The 16,546-nt window shown below is 72.2% G+C and carries 19 protein-coding genes; 6 read left to right on the top strand and 13 right to left on the bottom strand.

Annotation, left to right across the window (positions count from 1 at the left end):
• Nucleotides 1-66: 66 nt before the first annotated feature.
• The 5 genes from mshC to ABZ444_RS38210 are packed head-to-tail and all read right to left on the bottom strand — an operon-like array spanning nucleotide 67 to nucleotide 3,974.
• Nucleotides 67-1,284, bottom strand: coding sequence for a cysteine--1-D-myo-inosityl 2-amino-2-deoxy-alpha-D-glucopyranoside ligase (gene mshC / locus ABZ444_RS38230; protein ID WP_358008103.1), 1,218 nt, complete (start codon nucleotides 1,282-1,284; stop codon nucleotides 67-69).
• Nucleotides 1,281-1,937, bottom strand: coding sequence for an NRDE family protein (locus ABZ444_RS38225; protein WP_358008100.1), 657 nt, complete (start codon nucleotides 1,935-1,937; stop codon nucleotides 1,281-1,283). Before ABZ444_RS38225 ends, mshC begins: the two co-directional genes overlap by 4 nt.
• 31 nt (nucleotides 1,938-1,968) lie before the next feature.
• Nucleotides 1,969-2,733, bottom strand: a complete 765-nt coding sequence (locus ABZ444_RS38220; protein WP_352327876.1) for an SCO1664 family protein — start codon at nucleotides 2,731-2,733, stop codon at nucleotides 1,969-1,971.
• The gene (locus ABZ444_RS38215) at nucleotides 2,730-3,278 is read right to left on the bottom strand and encodes a DUF3090 domain-containing protein (RefSeq protein ID WP_352363409.1); all 549 of its coding nucleotides are present in this window, start codon (nucleotides 3,276-3,278) and stop codon (nucleotides 2,730-2,732) included. The genes ABZ444_RS38220 and ABZ444_RS38215 overlap by 4 nt, the downstream gene beginning before the upstream one ends.
• 9 nt (nucleotides 3,279-3,287) lie before the next feature.
• Complete coding sequence (locus ABZ444_RS38210) at nucleotides 3,288-3,974, bottom strand: histidine phosphatase family protein (RefSeq protein WP_352327878.1); 687 nt, start codon at nucleotides 3,972-3,974, stop codon at nucleotides 3,288-3,290.
• A 146-nt stretch (nucleotides 3,975-4,120) separates the two neighbouring features.
• Here ABZ444_RS38210 and ABZ444_RS38205 point away from each other — a divergent pair, with 146 nt between their 5' ends.
• Both ABZ444_RS38205 and ABZ444_RS38200 read left to right on the top strand, forming a co-directional pair.
• A complete protein-coding gene (locus ABZ444_RS38205) occupies nucleotides 4,121-5,068 on the top strand; it encodes an aldo/keto reductase (RefSeq protein WP_358008097.1) in 948 nt (315 codons plus the stop codon).
• A gap of 124 nt (nucleotides 5,069-5,192) precedes the next feature.
• A complete protein-coding gene (locus ABZ444_RS38200) occupies nucleotides 5,193-6,065 on the top strand; it encodes a hypothetical protein (protein ID WP_358008094.1) in 873 nt (290 codons plus the stop codon).
• Between the two features lie 7 nt (nucleotides 6,066-6,072).
• Here the strand turns inward: ABZ444_RS38200 and fabI are convergent, their stop codons facing one another.
• Both fabI and ABZ444_RS38190 read right to left on the bottom strand, forming a co-directional pair.
• A complete protein-coding gene (gene fabI, locus ABZ444_RS38195; protein ID WP_352327881.1) occupies nucleotides 6,073-6,837 on the bottom strand; it encodes an enoyl-ACP reductase FabI in 765 nt (254 codons plus the stop codon).
• Nucleotide 6,838: 1 nt separating this feature from the next.
• Nucleotides 6,839-7,534 (bottom strand): beta-ketoacyl-ACP reductase, encoded by a 696-nt coding sequence (locus tag ABZ444_RS38190; RefSeq protein WP_358008091.1) that lies wholly within the window; start codon nucleotides 7,532-7,534, stop codon nucleotides 6,839-6,841.
• Nucleotides 7,535-7,611: 77 nt separating this feature from the next.
• Between ABZ444_RS38190 and ABZ444_RS38185 the strand changes: the two genes are divergently transcribed.
• Nucleotides 7,612-9,105 (top strand): TldD/PmbA family protein, encoded by a 1,494-nt coding sequence (locus tag ABZ444_RS38185; RefSeq protein WP_358008088.1) that lies wholly within the window; start codon nucleotides 7,612-7,614, stop codon nucleotides 9,103-9,105.
• A 14-nt stretch (nucleotides 9,106-9,119) separates the two neighbouring features.
• Nucleotides 9,120-10,478, top strand: a complete 1,359-nt coding sequence (locus ABZ444_RS38180) for a metallopeptidase TldD-related protein (RefSeq protein ID WP_358008152.1) — start codon at nucleotides 9,120-9,122, stop codon at nucleotides 10,476-10,478.
• A gap of 166 nt (nucleotides 10,479-10,644) precedes the next feature.
• On the opposite strand, the gene ABZ444_RS38175 is transcribed toward ABZ444_RS38180, so the two are convergent.
• On the bottom strand, nucleotides 10,645-10,857 hold the full coding sequence (locus ABZ444_RS38175) for a dodecin (protein WP_125642491.1): 213 nt from the start codon (nucleotides 10,855-10,857) through the stop codon (nucleotides 10,645-10,647).
• Nucleotides 10,858-10,956: 99 nt separating this feature from the next.
• On the opposite strand from ABZ444_RS38175, the gene ABZ444_RS38170 reads away from it, so the two are divergent.
• Nucleotides 10,957-11,271, top strand: a complete 315-nt coding sequence (locus tag ABZ444_RS38170) for a DUF3099 domain-containing protein (RefSeq protein WP_357977208.1) — start codon at nucleotides 10,957-10,959, stop codon at nucleotides 11,269-11,271.
• A 314-nt stretch (nucleotides 11,272-11,585) separates the two neighbouring features.
• Here ABZ444_RS38170 and ABZ444_RS38165 read toward each other — a convergent pair whose 3' ends face one another.
• From ABZ444_RS38165 to ABZ444_RS38155, 3 genes are all read right to left on the bottom strand, one after another.
• The gene (locus ABZ444_RS38165) at nucleotides 11,586-12,377 is read right to left on the bottom strand and encodes an NTP transferase domain-containing protein (RefSeq protein WP_358008085.1); all 792 of its coding nucleotides are present in this window, start codon (nucleotides 12,375-12,377) and stop codon (nucleotides 11,586-11,588) included.
• Nucleotide 12,378: 1 nt separating this feature from the next.
• Nucleotides 12,379-13,368 (bottom strand): GTP 3',8-cyclase MoaA, encoded by a 990-nt coding sequence (moaA, locus tag ABZ444_RS38160; RefSeq protein ID WP_358008082.1) that lies wholly within the window; start codon nucleotides 13,366-13,368, stop codon nucleotides 12,379-12,381.
• 132 nt (nucleotides 13,369-13,500) lie between these two features.
• Nucleotides 13,501-13,866 carry a helix-turn-helix domain-containing protein gene (locus ABZ444_RS38155; RefSeq protein WP_357977199.1) on the bottom strand — a complete coding sequence of 122 codons (366 nt, stop codon included), beginning with the start codon at nucleotides 13,864-13,866 and terminating at the stop codon, nucleotides 13,501-13,503.
• Nucleotides 13,867-13,979: 113 nt separating this feature from the next.
• On the opposite strand from ABZ444_RS38155, the gene ABZ444_RS38150 reads away from it, so the two are divergent.
• On the top strand, nucleotides 13,980-14,633 hold the full coding sequence (locus ABZ444_RS38150) for an NAD(P)H-binding protein (RefSeq protein WP_358008079.1): 654 nt from the start codon (nucleotides 13,980-13,982) through the stop codon (nucleotides 14,631-14,633).
• A 128-nt stretch (nucleotides 14,634-14,761) separates the two neighbouring features.
• Here the strand turns inward: ABZ444_RS38150 and ABZ444_RS38145 are convergent, their stop codons facing one another.
• Nucleotides 14,762-15,256 (bottom strand): hypothetical protein, encoded by a 495-nt coding sequence (locus ABZ444_RS38145; protein ID WP_358008076.1) that lies wholly within the window; start codon nucleotides 15,254-15,256, stop codon nucleotides 14,762-14,764.
• A 153-nt stretch (nucleotides 15,257-15,409) separates the two neighbouring features.
• Nucleotides 15,410-16,516, bottom strand: a complete 1,107-nt coding sequence (locus ABZ444_RS38140; RefSeq protein ID WP_358008073.1) for a hypothetical protein — start codon at nucleotides 16,514-16,516, stop codon at nucleotides 15,410-15,412.
• Nucleotides 16,517-16,546: the final 30 nt, after the last annotated feature.

The following is a 16,546-nucleotide window of genomic DNA, read 5'->3' as shown; positions in this document are numbered from 1 at the left end:
GCGCGAGAACCCGGCCCACGACCATGTCACCCGCACGCCACGGCCCACGCGCCGCCGGCCGGCCGGTCAGAGTGCGATGCCGAGCAGGGCGTCGGTCAGGTCCTTGACCAGGCCGGGCTCCTGCGGCCCGCCCTCGGCCAGCGCCCGCTCGGCCCAGGCGTCGATCGCGGCCAGCGCGCCCGGCGAGTCGAGGTCGTCGGCCATCCGCCCGCGGACCGTGGCCAGCAGCTCCTCCGCGTGCGGCGCGCCCCGCAGGGCGACGGCCGAGCGCCACAGCGCGAGCCGGCGCTCGGCGGCGGCGAGCTGGTCGGGCGTGTACTCCCAGTCCTCCCGGTAGTGGCGGGCCAGCAGGACGAGCCGCACGGCCATCGGGTCGTGCTGCTGCCGCAGCCGGCTGACGAACACCAGGTTGCCCTTGGACTTCGACATCTTCTCGCCGTCGAGCGCCACCATGCCCGCGTGCGTGTAGAACTTGGCGAACGGCCACTCCCCCGTCGCCGCGTGCCCCTCGGAGGCGCCGCACTCGTGGTGCGGGAAGATCAGGTCGGAGCCGCCGCCCGCGACGTCGTAGCCGGGGCCCAGGTTGCGCAGCGCGATCGCGGTGCACTCGATGTGCCAGCCGGGACGCCCCCGGCCCAGGCTCGTCTCCCAGGCCGGCTCGCCGGGCCGCTCGGCCCGCCACAGCAGCCAGTCGAGCGGGTGCCGCTTGCCCGGCCGGTCGGGGTCGCCGCCGCGCTCGGCGGACAGGGCCAGCATCTCGGCCTCGTCGTAGCCGGACACCTGGCCGAACTTGGGGGCGTCGGCCACCTTGAAGTAGACGTCGCCGTCGAGGTCGTAGGTGCAGCCCTTGGCGGCGAGCTCGGTGATCAGGTCGGCGACGTGGCCCACGACCTCGGTGACGCCGACGTACTCGCGCGGCGGCAGGATGCGCAGGGCCTCCATGTCGGTGCGGAACAGCTCGATCTCGCGCTCGGCCAGTTCCTGCCAGTCGATGCCGGTCTGGGCGGCCCGCTCCAGCAACGGATCGTCCACGTCGGTGGCGTTCTGGGTGTAGTGGACCTCGTGCCCGGCGTCCCGCCACATCCGGCCCACCAGGTCGAAGGCGTGGTAGGTGTTGGCGTGGCCGAGGTGGGTGGCGTCGTAGGGGGTGATACCGCAGACGTACATCCGGGCGGTGGGGCCGGGATCGGTCTGCCGCACCTGCCTCGTCGTCGTGTCGTAGAGACGCAGCGGAATGCTCTCACCTGGGAGCTTGGGGATGTTCTGGGCAGACCACGATCTCATGCCTTTGAGCCTATCCGTGCCGTAAGGTCCGTGAACTCGTAGGCGGTGTCGTCCTGCTCCAGGGTGACCCGCATCACCGACAGCGAGGCGTAGAGGCGGCCGTCGGGCAGGGTGTTGCGCACCAGGAGGGCGTCCGGCCGGTCGGAGTGCGCGCCGGTGATCAGCTCCGCCCAGTCGGGCGCGCTCGCGAAGCGCGGCAGGTGGGCCCGTACGCGGTCGGCGTCCGGGTCGAGGCCGGTGTTGACGACCATGCTGGTGCCGTCGGGCAGGGCGGAGGCGGTGAGGCGGTCGCCGTCCCAGCTGAACAGCCGCACGCCGGACAGGTCGGCGAGCACGAGGTGGAAGGGGTCGTAGCGGGTCAGGTCGACGTCCGGGACGCCGCCCGTGGAGACCGCGATCAGCGCCAGGTCGCCGCGGGAGACCCGGGTGGTCTCGGGGGCCTGCCTGCCGCGGCCGTTGAGGAGGGCGGCGGCGCGGCAGGCGGACGGCGAGACGGCCATCCAGGTGCCACCGCCCTTGAGGTCACGGCCGCCGATCACCCCGGGATGCTCGGGCCAGTGCTCCCCCGGCGCTTCCCAGGGGCGGTCGGTGAGCTCGTCCCGCACGCCCATGAGGGTCAGCGGCTCACCGGTTCTCACGATCAGCGTGCACATGCGGCAAAGGGTATAAAACCCTCGCCACTCCTCAGATGGGGGGCCAGGGAACGGCCGGCCATCCTTCCGACGGGTACGGATGCACGCCGGTGTCCAGCAGCCGCCTGACCCGCCGCCAGGTGGCCTCCACCTCGGCCAGCGTGAGCAGCTCGCGCAGCCGCCGCCCCAGCGAGCCCGACTCCAGGTCGCGCTCCAGCTTGGCCAGCACCGCCACCGCCTCGCGCGCCAGCGGCTTGCCCCGCCACTGCCACAGCACGGTACGCAGTTTGTCCTCGACCGAGAAGCAGACGCCGTGGTCGACCCCGTAGACGTGCCCGGTGGGCAGCGGCAGCAGGTGACCGCCCTTGCGGTCGGCGTTGTTGACCACCGCGTCGAACACCGCCATCCGGCGCACCACCGGGTTGCGGCTCTTGACCAGCCGCATCAGGTCGATCTCGCGCTCGGTGTCGATCCACAGCTGGCACATGCCGGGCCCGAACGGGCCCTCGCGATAGACGGTCGGCGGCACGATGCGCCAGCCGGTCGCCTGGGAGACCTCGTAGGCGGCCACCTCACGGGCGGCGAGGGTGCCGTCGGGGAAGTCCCACAGGGGGCGCTCGCCGCGTACGGGCTTGTAGACGCAGGCGGCGCTGCGGCCGCCCAGCTTGATCGAGCAGTAGAGGGTCATGTTGGTGGCCTCGACCAGGCGGCCGGCCACCTCCAGGCGCCCGTCACGCAGCAGCGTGAGCGCCTCCTCCTCCTGCATGATCGGCCCTTGTGGCGGCTTGACGGCCGGTTCGCTCTCAGGAGCGGTCATGAAGCCGCCTCACCCCCGCGGTAGCCGTTGAGTCGGACGCAGACATGGCCTTCGGCGTCGAGCGGCTGCCCGCACAGGGGACAGGGAGGCCGGCCCGCCGCCACGATCTGGAGCGCCCTGCGGGTGAAGGCACGCGCGGCGCCGGCGCTGATCCGCACCCGCAGCACGGCCGGGTCGGGGCCGTCGAGGTCCTCCTCGTCGATGACCTCCTGCGCCTCTATCACCACCTGGGACTTGTCGTCGTCCCAGGCCAGCGCCATGGTGCCGACCCGGAAGTCCTCCGCGACCGGCACGTCGAGGGGGGCGTCGTCGGCCAGGTCGGCCGGAGCCAGCGCGGGCACGTGCGCGGTGCCGCCGCTGAGCCGCAGAACCTCGTCGAGCAGCTCGTCGAGCCTGCCCGCGAGCGCAGCCACCTGCAGCTTCTCCAGCGCCACGGTGGTCAGTCTGCCCTCGGCCCTGGCCTGCAGAAAAAAGACCCGCGCGCCCGGCTGCCCCAGGGCGCCGGCGACGAACCTCTCCGGTGGGTCGTAGTCGAAGACCGGCATAGCCTGACCTTACGTGGTCCCGGGTCCACCGCCGACGGCGGCATCGCTCCCGGTGATGTTTTCTCCCCCGTCTTTCTCCTCCGAATCCTCGGGCAACCGCAATTCCCCCATATCGTTAATCCTGAGAACAAAGGGACGCAAGGGGGCATAGCGAATCACGGTGAGGGCCGCAGGATCGGCTGTTATCCGCTGAAAATGATCGAGGTGCAGCCCCAGAGCGTCCGCCACGATCGCCTTGATCACGTCTCCGTGGGTGCACGCCAGGTAGACACCCTTCAACCCGAGGCGTCGATTCCACTCCCGGACCGCGGCGACCGCCCGATGTTGCATATCGGCCAGCGACTCCCCTTCCGGAAATGTCACCGCACTGGGATGCGCCTGCACGGTCTGCCAGAGCGGCTCCTGCGCGAGCTCCTTGAGCGGGCGGCCCGTCCAGGTGCCATAGCCGCACTCGATCAGCCGCTCGTCGACGAGGACGTCCGCCCCGCGGCCCTTCGCGACGGCCTCGGCGGTCTCGCGGCAGCGTTCGAGCGGACTGGAGACGACGGCGTCGAGCCGGACCCCGGCGATGCGGCCGGCCAGCGCCTCGGCCTGCGCCCGCCCGGCCTCGCTCAGGTGCACCCCCGGGGTGCGCCCGGCCAGCACCGGCCCGGTGAGGTCGGTCAGCCCGTGGCGGGCCAGCAGAAGGGTGGTCACACCAGCAAGTGTCGCAGGCGCGGATCACCATGTTTCACGCACCTGCGAGAAAACTTCGCATCCACCCGCCGCCACGCTCCTCACCAGGCAGGACATTGGAGCGGCGGGCTGGCGGGCGGGCCCGTTCTTGGTAACCTGGCGGGATCATGGAGCAGCGCTATGTCGGCCGCAGCGGCCTGTCGGTGTCCCGGCTGGGGCTCGGCACGATGACCTGGGGCCGTGACACCGACCCGGAGGAGGCCGCCGCCCAGCTCCGTTCGTTCGTCGACGCGGGCGGCACCCTCGTCGACACCGCCGACGTCTACACCGGCGGCGACTCCGAGCGGCTGCTCGGCCGCATGCTGCGCGACTCCGTGCCGCGCTCGGAGCTGGTGATCTCCACCAAGGCCGTGGTCACCCCGACCGGCCGCCGGCCGCGCGACGCCTCCAGGCGCCACCTGATCGCCGCCGTCGACGAGTCGCTCAACCGGCTCGGCCTCGACTACGTCGACCTGTGGCAGCTCCACACCTACGACGCCGAGGTGCCGCTGGAGGAGACCCTGGCCGCCCTCGACGCGATCGTCTCCTCCGGCCGGGCCGTCTACGCCGGCGTGTGCGACTACGCGGGCTGGCAGCTCGCCGCCGCCGCGGTCACCCAGAGGTCGGTCCCCGGCCGCATCCCGATCACCTCGGCCCAGGTCGAGTACTCGTTGCTGGCCCGCGAGCCCGAGCGCGAGCTGCTGCCCGCCGCCGCCCACCTCGACGTCGGCGTGCTGGCCTGGTCGCCGCTCGGCCGGGGCGTGCTGACCGGCAAGTACCGCACGGGCATCCCGGCCGACTCCCGCGCCGCGACGCCGCACTTCGCCGACTTCGTCCGTCCCTATCTCGACGAGCGCGGCCGCAGCGTGGTCGAGTCGGTCACCACCGCCGCCGACGGGCTCGGCGTCTCACCGCTGGCGGTGGCGCTGTCATGGGTGCGCGACCAGCCGGGGGTGGCCTCGGCGATCGTCGGCGCCCGTACCCACACACAGCTCAAGGGCATCCTGTCGGCCGAGGACGTCGTGCTCCCGATCGAGATCCGGGAGGCGCTCGATGACGTGTCCTCGCTCGACTGACGAACGAGAATCCATCTCGCGTATCACTAGTCGATACCGAATCGCAACTTTACCGGGAAAAAGCCTGCGTCTGACGGGCCTTGTCCATAAGGATTTCCTCCTGAAGCGACACAGGAGGGGACGGATGGGGAGCAGGACCGCGATCTCGGCCGGAGTGCTCGCGGTGGCGCTGGGGGCGATCCCGGCGGGGGCGCCGGCCGCTTCCGCCGCCGCCGTGCAGGGCTGCCCGGGCGAGGGGGGCCTGCTCTCGGGCGTGACCGACACGCTGTGCGACGTCGTCGGCGCGCTCACGGGCACGGTCGACGACGTGACCGGCGGCAGGGCCGACCCGGTGACCAAGGGCGTGGAGAAGACCACCGACGAGGTGCTCGGCACCGTCGGCGACGCCGTGCCGACCGGCAGGCCCGCCAAACCGTCCCGATCGGACCGCCCCTCCCCCAGCCCCAGCCACACCGACCTGATGCCCGAGGCGCTGAAGGACGTGTGCCTGCCGGTGCTGGCCTGCGGCGACCAGGGCGTGCTCCAGTCGCTGACGCCCCACCCCACCCCGACGGCCTCGCCCGGGACCGAGACCGGAACCGAGACCGAGGCCGGGCACCACCGGACCGACCGGCCGCGCGAGCGCGAGACCGAGGAGGCGACCGCGCCGCTGCCGACGCAGCCGCCCACGCCGCCGCAGCACAGGCCGTACACGCTGGACGACGAGCGGCCGGTCACCGCCGAGGAGCCGACCGCCGATCCCGACGACTCGCGGGTGGAGCTGCTGTGGCCCAACCCGTTCGGGCGCGAGCTGGCCGTGCCGCTGCGCGACCAGCGGGTGGTACGGCCCAGCCCGCCGGCTCGCGACGTGCTGGGCACGGTGCTGACGATCGTCCTGCTCGGGTCGGCGGTGCTGGCCACCCGGATCGTGCAGCAGCGGCGGCACCGGGCCGAGCCGAGCGAGTCGATCCCGTTCGAGCCGGCCCCGGCGGGCAGCGGCAGGCACCGCCTGGCGTGAGGGGCGCTCAGCCGCCGATCGCGTGCGCGCCGCCGTCGACGTGCACGATCTCGCCGGTGGTGGCGGGGAACCAGTCGGACATGAGCGCCACGCACGCCTTGGCGGCCGGGACGGTGTCGGTGAGGTCCCAGCCCAGCGGCGAGCGCTCGGGCCAGCTCTCCTCGAACTCCTTGAAGCCCGGGATCGACTTGGCGGCCATCGTGCGCAGCGGCCCGGCCGAGACCAGGTTGACCCGGATGTTGTGCTTGCCCAGGTCGCGGGCGAGATAGCGGCTGCACGACTCGAGGCCGGCCTTGGCCACGCCCATCCAGTCGTAGACCGGCCAGGCCTTGGAGGCGTCGAAGTCGAGGCCGACGACCGCGCCGCCCTCCTTCATCAGCGGCAGGCAGGCCACGGCCAGCGACTTGAACGAGTACGTGGAGACCTGCAGGGCGGTGGCGACGTCCTCCCACGGCGTGTTGAGGAAGTTGCCGCCCAGGGCGCTCTGCGGCGCGAACCCGATGGAGTGCACGACGCCGTCGAGCCCGTCGACGTGCTCGCCCACGCGGGCGGCCAGCGTGTCGAGCTGGTCGGTGTCCTGGACGTCGAGCTCCAGCACCGGCGGGGTCTGGGGCAGCCGCTTGGCGATGCGCTCGACCAGGCTCAGCCGGCCGAACCCGGTGAGCACCACCGTGGCGCCCTCCTCCTGGGCCAGCTTGGCCACCGAGAAGGCGATCGAGGCGTCGGTGAGCACGCCGGTCACGAGGATCCGCTTGCCTTCGAGAATTCCCACGTCAGTGCCCCATTCCGAGTCCGCCGTCGACCGGGATCACGGCCCCGGTGATGTACGAGGCGTCGTCGCCGGCCAGGAAGCGGACGACGCGCGCGATCTCCGCGGGGGCGGCCTGCCGCCCGAGCGGGATGTTCTTGACGATGGCTTCCTGGTCGAGGCCGGACGTCATGTCGGTGGCCACGAAGCCGGGCGCGACCACGTTGACGGTGATGTTGCGCGAGCCGTACTCGCGGGCCAGGGAGCGGGCGAAGCCGACCAGGCCGGCCTTGGAGGCGGCGTAGTTGGCCTGGCCCGCCTGGCCGGACAGGCCGACCACGGAGGAGATGAGGATGATGCGGCCGCGCTTGATCTTCATCATGGGCCTGATGGCGCGCTTGGCCACGCGGTAGGCCCCGGTCAGGTTGGCGTCGATGACGTCGGTGAAGGTCTCCTCCTTCATCATCGCCAGCAGGGTGTCCTTGGTGATGCCCGCGTTGGAGACGAGGACCTCGACCGGCCCCTGCTCGGCCTCGACCTTGTCGAAGGCGGCCTCGACCTCGGCCGTGCTGGTGACGTCGCAGCGGACGCCGAACAGGCCCTCCGGCGGCTCCCCCGATCGGTAGGTGACCGCGACGGCGTCGCCGGCCGCGGCGAGTTCACGGGCGATCGCGAGGCCTATGCCGCGATTGCCTCCGGTGACGAGTACAGAGCGTGCCATGGCATCTGACGCTATCTCTTACTGGCGAGTATCCGCTTGTCCGGGTGGTACAAGATCACAGGGTTAGGATCGTGGACATGCGCCAGATCGATCCCGATTTCCTGGAACTGCCGCTGCGGCAGCTCGCGGACGCGGCCCTGCAACGCGCCCGCGACCTCGGCGCCGAGCACGCCGACTTCCGGCTCGAACGCGTCAGGGCCGAGACGCTGCGCCTGTACGACGCCCGCCTCGAAGGCGCGCTCGACGCCGACGACCTCGGCTACGCGGTCCGTGTCGTCAAGGGTGGCACATGGGGGTTCGCGGCCGGCATCCACCTGACCCCGCAGGCCGCCGCGGCCGTGGCCGAGCAGGCGGTGCGAGTGGCCGAGGTGAGCGCGCCGGTCAACCGGGAGCCCATCGAGCTGGCTCCCGAGCCGGTGCACGCCGACGCGGTGTGGGTCTCCGACTACGACGTCGACCCGTTCGACGTGTCCTCCGCCGACAAGGTGGGGCTGCTGGCCGAGTGGTCGGCGGGGCTGCTCAAGGGCGCCGACCACGTCTCGGCGCGACTGCTGCAGGTCAAGGAGCAGAAGTTCTACGCCGACACCGCCGGCACCGTGACCACGCAGCAGCGCGTGCGGGTGCACCCGTCGCTCAACGCGATGAAGGCGCACGAGGGCGGCTTCGACGACATGTCCACGATCGCGCCGCCGGTCGGCCGCGGCTACGAGTACCTGACCGGCACGGGCTGGGACTGGTCGGCCGAGCTGGGCCGGCTGCCCGAGCTGCTGGCCGAGAAGCTGGCCGCGCCCTCGGTCGAGGCGGGCGACTACGACCTGGTGATCGACCCGTCCAACCTGTGGCTGACGATCCACGAGTCGATCGGCCACGCCACCGAGCTCGACCGCGCGCTGGGCTACGAGGCCGCCTACGCCGGCACCAGCTTCGCCACCTTCGACCAGCTCGGCGAGCTGGTCTACGGCTCGCCGCTGATGAACGTCACCGGCGACCGCACGGTCACCCACGGCCTGGCCACAGTCGGCTACGACGACGAGGGCGTGCGGGGGCAGAGCTTCGACATCGTCAAGGACGGCGTGCTGGTGGGCTACCAGCTCGACCGGCGGATGGCGCTGATGAAGGGGTTCGGGCGCTCCAACGGGTGCGCGTTCGCCGACTCCCCGGGCCACATGCCGATCCAGCGCATGGCGAACGTGTCGCTGGCCGCCGCGCCCGGCGGGCCCTCCACCGAGGAGCTGATCGCGGGCGTGGAGCGCGGCCTGTACATCGTGGGCGACAAGAGCTGGTCGATCGACATGCAGCGGTACAACTTCCAGTTCACCGGGCAGCGGGCGTACCGGATCTCGCACGGGAAGCTGGCCGGGCAGGTCAGAGACTTCGCCTACCAGGCCACCACGACCGATTTCTGGCAGTCGATGGACGGCGTCGGCGGGCCGGGCACGTACGTGCTGGGCGGCGCCTTCAACTGCGGCAAGGGCCAGCCGGGGCAGGTCGCGCCGGTCAGCCACGGATGCCCGTCGGCGCTGTTCAGGGGCGTGCGCGTGCTCAACACGGTGCAGGAGGGCGGCAAGTGACTACTCCGCAGGAGATGGTGGAGAGGGCTCTGGAGCTCTCCGCGAACGACGGCTGCGTGGTGCTGGTGGACGAGGGCTCCACGGCCAACCTGCGCTTCGCGGGCAACACGCTGACCACCAACGGCGTGGCCCGTTCGTCCCGGCTGACCGTGATCTCGGTGGCCGGGCAGGGCGTGGGCGTGGTCTCGCGCTCGGCCGTGCGCGCCGACCAGCTCCCCGACGTGGTCGCGGCGGCCGACCGGGCGGCCCGCGAGGCCCGGCCGGCCGAGGACGCCCGCCCGCTGGTCGAGGGCGGCCCGGCCGCGCCCGGCTGGGACGACGAGGTGCGGCCGACCGACATCGGGGTGTTCGAGCGGTTCGCGCCCGCGCTCGGCGAGGCGTTCTCGGCCGCCGAGTCCGGCGACAGGAAGCTCTACGGCTTCGCCGAGCACTCCCTCACCTCGACCTTCCTCGGCACCTCCACCGGCGTGCGGCTGCGGCACGACCAGCCGACCGGCCGCCTCGAGCTCAACGCCAAGTCCGGCGACCTGAAGCGGTCGGCCTGGACCGGCGTGTCCACCGAGGACTTCGCCGACGTCGACGTGGCCGCGCTGGGCGCCTCGCTGGCCCAGCGCCTCGAGTGGGCCAAGACCCGGGTCGACCTGCCCGCGGGCCGCTACGAGACACTGCTGCCGCCGAGCGCGGTGGCCGACCTGATGATCTACCTGTTCTGGTCCTCGGGCGCCAGGGACGCGCTCGACGGCCGCTCGGTGTTCTCCGGGCCGGGCGGCGGCACGCGGGTGGGCGAGCAGCTCGCCACGCTGCCGATCACGCTGTCCAGCGACCCGCGGGCCGCGGGCATCTCGTGCGCGCCGTTCGTCACCGCGCACGCCTCCGGCCGCGACAGCTCGGTGTTCGACAACGGGCTGCCGCTGGGCCCGACCGACTGGATCAGGGACGGCCGCCTGGAGTCGCTGCTCCAGACGCGCTACTCGGCCGAGCTGAGCGGGCTGCCGGTGACGCCCGGCATCGACAACCTGGTCATGTCCGGCCCGGCGGAGGGCGCCCGTCCGCTGGAGGAGATGATCGCCTCCACGCGGCGCGGGCTGCTCGTCACGTGCCTGTGGTACATCCGGGCGGTCGATCCCCAGACGCTGCTGGTCACGGGCCTCACCCGCGACGGCGTCTACCTGGTGGAGCACGGCGAGGTCGTCGGCGAGGTGAACAACTTCCGGTTCAACGAGAGCCCGGTCGACCTGCTGGGGCGCGTCACGGAGGTGGGGGCGGCCGAGCGCACGCTGCCCCGCGAGTGGAACGACTACTTCCAGCGCACGGTGATGCCGCCGGTGCGGGTGCCGGACTTCAACATGTCGACGGTCAGCCAGGCGAGCTGATCCCGCCGTACGTCACGGCCGTACGCGCCCGCCGTCCCGCGATCGAGCGGGGCGGCGGCGTCGTCGTGCCGGCGGCCGTCCGGGGCCCCAGCATGCCGCAGGGCGGGCCAGGGCGGGGACGGGGGTCAGTGTGCCGGGGCGCCGGCCCCGGGCCGTCCGGGGACGGTCAGGAGTCCTCCAGGCGGAAGCCCACCTTCATGCCCACCTGGTAGTGCGCGATCTCGCCTCCGTCGAGGTGGCCGCGGATCTCGGTGACCTCGAACCAGTCCAGGTGGCGCAGGGTCTGCGAGGCCCGCTGGAGGCCGTTGCGGATGGCCTGGTCAAGGCTCTCCCCCGACGTGCCGACTATCTCAGTGACCCGATACGTTCGATCCGTCATCTCCCCATCCTCCTTACTCGAAGGCCATGATCGCATGACCCTCCTCATCGCCCGGCCGCGCCGTCGCGCCCTGCCCGTACGAGGTCTACCGTGGAAGGTATGAAGGGGTGGCGCAAGAAGCCGGACGTCCACCAGGTCACCGACGCCAGACCCTCGCTGACGGCGGACATCCGCAAGCGTGAGGTCGCCTACCTGATCAAGATGGGCATCCGGACGATCTGCCTGATCCTGGCGGTCGTGGTGCCGGTGCCGTGGCCGTACCGGCTGCTGTTCATCGCCGGGGCAGTGTTTTTGCCATACATTGCCGTAATCGGGGCCAATGAGCGCAGCGAGGGCGCGCCGCCGCCCCACTTTCAGTCCCCTGAGGCTAACCAAACCGAGATACCGCTGCATCGACGCGAGATCGGGTCGTGACTAAGTCTTGACGCATCCCATGGGTTGTAGGTGTACGCTTTAGGCAAGCGCTCCGGTCCCCCGTCGGAGTGCTGGTGCCGGCGTTCCGGGCCCCCGTCGGAACGCCGATGAAGCGACGCCGGGTGGTTTGCCCCCGTAACCACCCGGCGTCGCCCTTTTCCTGGCCAGCCCTTTGCATTGGACGATCAGTCCCTCGTGCCGGCCGGAGTCCGATAGGACCGCTTTCCCGAAATCGTTTACACCGGCCTCCTCCTCGTAATTCACAGGAAATCTGGAGGAAGCGGCCGGCTTGACTTCAAGAGTTCGTTCGAGTGTCAGCCGTCAGTCAGCGTCTCGGTGGTCGCCTGCTCCCAGTTCTTCGCCAATGTGATCAGTCTGGCCACGGCGTCCTCAGGGGCACTTCCGGCCCCCTGGGCCAGCCCGAGCAGGTATGCGGTGAGCGGCGCGGCGGGCCTGGCCACCCCGTGGGCGACCTCCTTGGTCAGGTCGAGGACCAGGTCGCGGTCCACCCGGGCGGGGTCGACGCCCAGTTCCCTGCACACCAGCGCCGTCCACTCGGCGAGTACGTTCATGCGAGCCTCCTTCAGGTCGTCCATCGTGTCGCAGTCGAACCACGGCCGGCCCGGCGAGGCCAGCCGCGTTCCGGTCAGGGGGCCGAGCAGGCCCTTGAGTGAACGCCCGGTGTAGGCGCCGAGCGCCGCCCGCAGCTCCGGCACCGGCCAGGCGCCGACGAGCCACTGCTCACGACCGTCGTCGTCGACCATGACCGACCCCGCGCCCGGACGGGCCGCGGCCAGCAGCTCCCGCACGTGCGCGGCCGTCAGGAACGGCAGGTCGCCGGCGAGCAGCACCAGCCACGGCGCGTCGACCTCGCGCAGCCCGGCGGCCAGCGCGGGGACGGGCCCGCCGCCCGGCGGTTCCTCCCGGGTGAAGACGACCCCGGGCAGCTCCCGGCGCGGACCGACGACGACCGTGCGGCGCGCGCCGCACGCCGCCGCGACCACGCGCTCGACCAGCGGACGGCCGCCGACGGCCAGGCCGGGCTTGTCCGCGCCGCCCAGGCGGCGGGCCGCTCCCCCGGCCAGGATCACCGCGTCGAAGGGCACCTCAGCCGCCGATGGCCGACATCGGCCTGGACGGCTGGAGGAAGGACGGGTCGTCGATGCCGTGCCCGGCGCGCTTGCGGGCGACCGCGGCGACCCAGCGGGCGGCCAGGTCGTCGTCGGAGGCGCCGGCGCGCATGGCGGTCTTGAGGTCGGACTCCTCGGTGGCGAACAGGCAGTTGCGCACCTGGCCGTCGGCGGTGAGCCGGACCCGGTCGCAGGCGCCGCAGAACGGGCGCGTCACCGAGCCGATCACCCCGACCCTGGCCGGGCCGCCGCCGACCAGGAACCGCTCGGCCGGGGCGCTGCCGCGCTGCTCCAGGTCGTCGGGCGTCAGGTCGAACGCGGCCGAGAGGCGTTCGAGGATCTCGTCGGCGGTGATCATGCCTTCGCGGGTCCAGCCGTGCTGGGCGTCGAGCGGCATCTGCTCGATGAAGCGCAACTCGTAGCCGCGGTCGAGGCAGAAGCGCAGCAGCGGCACAGCCTCGTGGTCGTTGACGCCGCGCATGAGCACCGCGTTGACCTTGACCGGGCGCAGGCCCGCCGCGTCGGCGGCGGCCAGCCCCGCGATGACGTCGGCGTGCCGGTCGCGGTGGGCGAGCCGCTTGAACGTGGCCGGGTCGAGCGTGTCGAGCGAGACGTTGACCCGGTCGAGGCCGGCCCGCGCCAGCGGCTCGGCCACCCGGGCCAGGCCGATGCCGTTGGTGGTCAGCAGCACCTGGGGACGCGGGTCGAGGGCGGTGGTGCGGGCGACGATGTCGACCAGCTCGCGCCGGAGCAGCGGCTCGCCGCCGGTGTAGCGCACCTCGGTGATGCCCAGCCGCTCGACGCCGACGCGCACCAGCCGGACGATCTCGTCGGCCGTCAGCAACTGGGCCTTGGGCAGCCAGTCGAGCCCTTCGGGCGGCATGCAGTAAGTGCAGCGCAGATTGCACTTGTCCGTGAGGGACACCCGCAGATCCGTGGCCACCCGTCCGAACGAGTCTCGCAACATGGGGCGTCACCTCCTGTCCGTTTCGCCAGAGAGCCAGACTACGACGGGTGTCGCGCGGCCCTCAAAACCGCCTGCCTCTCCCCTGGCAGGCAACGCGCCGCGCGGGTGATCGATTCCGCGAGGTGCCGCCCGTCAGGGGTGGGCGGCGTGCCAGGACTCGCGGGCGTCGATGAGCTCCGACAGGTGCCGCCTGGACCACTCGCAGCCGGCCGCCATGGGGGCGAGCAGGCTGCGGCCGAGGGGGGTCAGCGCGTACTCGACGCGGGGCGGGATCTCGGCGTAGGCCGTGCGGGTGAGCAGGCCGTCGCGTTCCATGGCGCGCAGGGACTCGGTGAGGACCTTCGGGGTGATGCCGCGCAGCGGGACCTGCAGCTCGGTGAAGCGTCTCGGGCCCTGCTCCAGACAGCGGATGATCTTGGCGGTCCACTTGTCGCCGACGCGGACGGGGGTGACGTGGACACAGGCGGCGAACATGTCGGGGTCAAGGGGTTCGGCCATGGCGTCCATGCTAGGCGGCGGGGGCTCACTATCGTTGCGGGAAGTGACCTCCGGGCGTCTACCGTCTGCCGGGCGCGGCCGGGTGTGCCGGCCGCCGGACGGAGTGGTGGACGATGAGCAGGATCGTGGTTTTCGGCGCCGGCGGACGGGCCGGCGCGCGGGTGGTCGGGCAGGCCCTGGAGCGGGGGCACGAGGTGACGGCCGTGGTGCGCGACCCGTCCCGGTACGCGGGGCCGTCCGGCGAGGGCGTGCGCGTGGTCGCCGGGGACGTGACCGACCGGGAGAGCGTGGCGGCGGTCGCGGCGGGGCACGACGTGGCGGTGCAGGCGAGCGCCCGGCTGGACGTGCCGTCCGCGGAGTTCTACACGGCGGCGGCGCGGGCGCTGACCGGCGGGCTGGCCGAGGCGGGTGTGCCCCGGCTGGTGGCGCTGGGCATCGGCACCCTGCTGGAGGTCGCGCCGGGGACCCGGCTGGTGGACACCCCCGGCTTCCCCGAGGACGCCCGGACGTTCTCCCTCGGGCACGCCGCCGAGCTGGAGGTGTTCCGCGAGGAGGGCGGGGCGCTGGACTGGGTGGTGATCGCGCCGCCGCCGGTGGTGCTCGACGACCGGGCGGAGCGCAGCGGGCGGCACCGGTTCGGCGGGGATCAGGTCATGGCCGCCGAGGAGGGCGGGCCGGTGTTCTCCTACGCCGATCTGGCGGCGGCGGTGCTGGCGGAGATCGAGGACCCGCGGCACCACCGGGTGCAGGTCGCCGTGGGGTACTGACGGCGACGACGGGTCCGGAAAAGACCTGGAACGGGCCCGCGAGCGGTCCGGGTGACGCTCAAATGGGCCCGGGAACGGCCCGGACATGCCGGAAGCCCGGCCTTGCGGCCGGGCTTCCGCCGGTGGTGCTAGTGGCGGCGGCCGCCGTAGACCTTCACCCAGTCCTTGCCCTCGGAGGGGGCCAGGTACCTGGAGCCCTCGAAGACGGCGCGCCAGGTGCCCGAGGTGTAGGCCCGCTCGGAGGTGTGGAAGGAGCCGTCGCGGTTGGTCCGCACCGACTCGACGTAGTCCCACTCGTTGCTGCCGTCGGCCTGGAAGAGGATCACGACCCGCTTCCACGCCAGACGGTGCCAGCGCTCGCTGTCCTTGCAGTAGTCGGCGTGGTGAACCGCGACGAACCCGCTGATGTAGTCCTCGTCGCAGGACACCGACAGCTTGCCCTGGATGTCGAGGGCCCTGCCGCGCCGCGCCGGCTCGGGGTTGACGTCGAGCTGGAGGCTCGTGCTCCCGCCCGCGAAGTCGGGATCGGGGTCCGTGTCCGCCAGGGCGGGCGCGGCGGCGGTGGCCACCATCGTGGCGCCCAGAGCGGCCGCGGCCAGTCCGGCGGCTAGACGTCGCATCATCAAAACAAATTCCTTCCCCGTCTCGGACGCGTCCCAGGGACGGGACACGTCAACGCCTAATGACGCGTAAGGGTAAAGAAAAGTTGCGATTCGACAGATCACGATTGGATAACGACAAATACCCCGGCGGCTTTTTGTGCGTGCTTTATAACACTAACTGGCGATTTGTCGGGGTTTAGTGGTGTATGGCGCGTAGTGGGGGTTTCCGGGGAAGTGCACGCGCCACAGGCCGCCCCTCCTGGACGGCACCGTCTGCACGAACGCCCCGGCCGCGTCGGTCGTCGTCTCGGCCACGTCCTCCCAGGTCGGCGAGCCCTCCTCGCGCCACTGGAGCCGCAGCCGCTGCTTGGCGTACGGCCCGAAGTCGGTGAAGCCGCGCGGGTCGATCCTGGTCAGCGAGCCGCGCAGACGCACGCCGCCGGCGGACTTCGGCGACCTCTCCACCCGGACGGACGACAACCTGGTCGCCCTCCTGAGCTCGAAGGAGGCGTATTCGGTGACCGCGGCGCCGTCCGCGTCCCGGGCGGTGGCGCTGATCGTCCAGGTGCCGGTCGGGTAGAAGCGGTTCAGCTTCTTGTCGGGCAGGAACCGCCAGGTCTGCCAGTCGGCCGCCATCCGGGCCGCCCCCTCGCGCCGCACCAGCCGGGGCGGCAGCGTGCCGGTGGACGGCGCCTTCTGCAGGTCGATCCGAGGATCGGCGGCGACCGTCAGGGGCAGCGGCATCAGGGCCCGCAGCCCCTCGGCCGGGCCGCCGGAGGACGGATCCGCGTACGCGCTTCCCGGCGCGACGGCGGCCGGGCCGTCCGGCGACGCCGAAGATCCGGAGGGCCCGGTGGATCCGGTGGATCCGGTGGATCCGGTGGATCCGGTGGATCCAGCGGGCGCCGAGAACGACCCGGGCTCCGAGGACGTCCCCGGCATCGAGGCCGAGGACGACGGCGGCCCGGGAAGGGCCGGCGGCTGGAGGCCGGGTTCGGCGGCGGGCGGGAGATCGGTGGTGTCCTCGACCGGGGGCTTGGCCGTCAACAGCGGGCCGGGCGGGGCGCCGGGCTCGACCTTGACGGTGACGCCGTTCTTGCCGCGCGCGCCCCGCGCGATCACGTCGATCACCAGGCTCACGGAGTCGTGGGCGCCCACGACCGGGTTCGCGGGCCGTACGGTGATGGCGCGGATGGCGAGCTCGGTCGCGGCGGGATACGCAGGCACGGGCGCCGTGAGCGACCCCGCCGCGAGCGAGACGAGAAGGAGGCTTCTGGTCATGAGCGAGACGCTAGGAACCGTCCGGTCATG

This window comes from Nonomuraea sp. NPDC005730 (genome assembly GCF_040630865.1).
Lineage (GTDB): Bacteria > Actinomycetota > Actinomycetes > Streptosporangiales > Streptosporangiaceae > Nonomuraea.
The sequence above is the reverse complement of the archived record's forward strand: the minus strand, read 5'-3'. Positions and strand labels throughout refer to the sequence as shown.